At 33.9% G+C, this 3,036-nt stretch carries 2 protein-coding genes; both read left to right on the top strand.

Features of this window, described 5'->3' with window-relative positions; genetic code table 11:
- The first annotated feature begins 86 nt into the window (after positions 1 to 86).
- Positions 87 to 1,679 carry a DUF255 domain-containing protein gene (locus ENL20_03740; protein ID HHE37668.1) on the top strand — a complete coding sequence of 531 codons (1,593 nt, stop codon included), beginning with the start codon at positions 87 to 89 and terminating at the stop codon, positions 1,677 to 1,679.
- 68 nt (positions 1,680 to 1,747) lie between these two features.
- Positions 1,748 to 3,036: PKD domain-containing protein (locus ENL20_03735; protein HHE37667.1), on the top strand; the 1,289-nt coding region annotated here is incomplete at its 3' end.

Genomic DNA, 3,036 nt, shown 5'->3' with positions numbered 1-3,036 from the left:
TTCGGAAAGTGTCTTTTTACAGGAACAAATCTTGCATAAAGAAAAATCTATTATATATTATAAAATAAAATTTTAGGAGAAGGAATTTGAAAAAGATTCTTGTGAGTACACTGTTACTGATATTATCACTAACACTTCTTGCTCAAGATGAAGTAGTAACTGCAAAAATTGTTAATTCCCAAATTGAAGTAACTTACACTATTCAAAAGGGAATGCATCAAACCCTGCAGAAAGAATATTTCTATATTGAAACTGATGAAATCGAAGGGATTACATTTGAACCGACAATTTATCCTGATGGAAAAAAAGACAAAGATGGTCACATTGAATATTACGATGAAGTAACTTTGATAAAAAAGTTTACAATAGCAGACAACTTTAAAGGTGAAGCAAAAATAAAAGTTTATGCAGGCTATCAACTTTGTTATGATGCTGGATCATGTTTGTTTCCTGAAGAAGTAGAATTTGAACTTCCGATCTCTGACAATGTTCAAGTTTCTCAAGAATCTATAGAGAAAACTTCATCACAAAAGTCAGCATCTGATAGTAACTTCAATGAATTGAAATCTTTGTTAGATGATTTTACTATAATTGGAAAATCAGCTGGTTATCAAAAACCAAAAGATTTTATCGTTTTTCTGGATGAATCTCAAAATTCAAGTGGTGTAAATTCAAATCCTTTTGCAGATAAAAGTATCTGGCTGGTCATTATTTTGATATTAGTAGGAGGAATTGCTCTCAATTTAACTCCCTGCGTACTTCCAATGATGCCTATAACCATTGCAGTTCTGGGAGCAGGGACTCAATCGGAATCAAAAGCTCGGGGATTCCTTGTCGGTAGTTTTTATGGACTTGGGATGGCATTGGCTTATGGTTTACTGGGAATAATTGTTATCCTCACAGGTTCGCAATTTGGGACTTTGAATTCATCACCCTGGTTCAATTTAATAATTGCAATTGTTTTTATTCTTCTTGCCTTAGCAATGTTCGATATAATTGCCATTGATTTTACAAAATTTCAGAAAGGAGCTAGTCAAGGAAAAAACAGAGGAAAATTTATAACGGTTTTTATCATGGGAATTATTGCCGCAATTCTTGCCGGAGCTTGTGTTGCTCCAGTTTTGATCGCTGTGATTCTATATTCTACATCTTTATATACCAGCGGTAATCCTGCAGGATTATTATTACCATTCTTGCTTGGTGTTGGCATGGCAATTCCCTGGCCCTTTGCCGGTGCAGGTCTTTCTGTTCTTCCAAAACCTGGAAACTGGATGAAATGGATAAAAATCATTTTCGGGATTATAATACTGATCATTGCTCTTTATTATGGATATCTCGGAGTTGAATTATTATCAAGCAAACCTGCAGATCTTGACAAGGTAGAACTAACTCATGGATCCTCCAATCTTCCCTGGTTGCATTCTTTCAAAGAAGCAATTGAAAAATCAAAAGCTGAAAATAAACCGATCTTCATCGATTTCTGGGCAACATGGTGTAAGAACTGTCTGGTAATGGATGCTACAACTTTCAAAGATGAAGCTGTCGAGAAAAAGTTAAAAACCGATTATATCCTCCTGAAATATCAAGCTGAAAAACCAAAAGAACATCCGACAAAAGAAATCCTTGATTATTTCAAATCACTCGGTTTACCTACTTATATTGTTATGGAACCGAAATAAGAACTTTGCGAAAATTCTCTTGAAGAAATTCTCGCTAAATTTTTGTAGAAAAGTAATAAAAGGAAAATATGAAAAAAAAACTTTTTGGAATTCTTTTCATTTTGATTCTATTGTTTTCTGCCTGCGATAGATTCAAACATGTTTTTGAACAAATAATTAATCCTCCAACAGCCTTTTTTAATATTGCTGATTCTATTGGATTTGCACCTTTAGAAGTAACTTTTATTGATCAATCTACTGAAGGATCTAACTCTATTACAAACTGGTTTTGGGATTTTGGTGATGGTTGCGATACAACATATACTTCATATATCGACACAATCAGGCATACATATTCTGATTCTGGACATTTCTCGGTTTCTCTAAAAGTCTCTTCCGGTAATGAGGATGACACATTCAATAAACAAGACTGTATAATAACATCTTTAAAACTTCCTGAAGCAGAATTTTCAGCAAATCCTCAAACTGGTAACCAACCTTTGGAAGTTATATTTAGTGACGAATCTTTACTTGGAACTTATCCAATTACATACTGGGAATGGAATTTTGGTGATAACATTGATTCAACTTATACTTCTTATCTTGAAACTATAAAACATACTTATGCTGATACGGGGCATTACACAGTAAGTTTGAAAGTTTCAATGGGTGAAGAGAGTAATACAGAGATAAAAACGAATTATATTACTGTATTAGAATATGGAGAAGATATTCCTCCTACAGCTGGATTTATCGCAAATCCAACTACAGGTTATGCACCTTTAACTGTTACTTTTACTGATAATTCATTACAGGGAACATATCCAATCACAAATTGGGAATGGGATTTTGATAATAATGGAATATTAGATGCTTTTGGAGAAGGTCCACATGAATTTACCTATCCTGATTCCGGATCATATTCTGTAAAGTTATCAGTTTCGGACAGTAATCTTAACGATGACATTGTTGAGATAGATTTAATCGATGTTGATGCATTACCTCCGGAAGCACAGTTTTCATTTTCTCCTCAAACCGGCTATTTCCCTCTTGATGTCAGTTTTACAGATGAATCGATTCAAGGAACTTATCCGATTATTAGCTGGGAATGGGATTTTGAAAATGATGGAACCATTGATTCTTATGAACAAAATCCTACATTCATTTATGATAATGTCGGGAATTATTCTATTACATTAAATGTTTCTGATGGAAGTTTAAACACTAGTATAACGAAATCAATCGAAGTACTGGGTCAAAATGTCCTCATCGAACTTTTTACAGGTAACTGGTGCGTGAACTGTCCAGTAGCCGAAGCAGCTCTTCACCATTTAAAAAGTATTTATGGAAACCGGTTATCTTATGTTGAATATCATTT

The sequence above is a fragment of the Candidatus Cloacimonadota bacterium genome, assembly GCA_011372345.1.
In the GTDB taxonomy this organism is placed as follows: Bacteria; Cloacimonadota; Cloacimonadia; order Cloacimonadales; family TCS61; genus DRTC01.
This window is presented reverse-complemented; position numbering and strand designations above follow the sequence as displayed.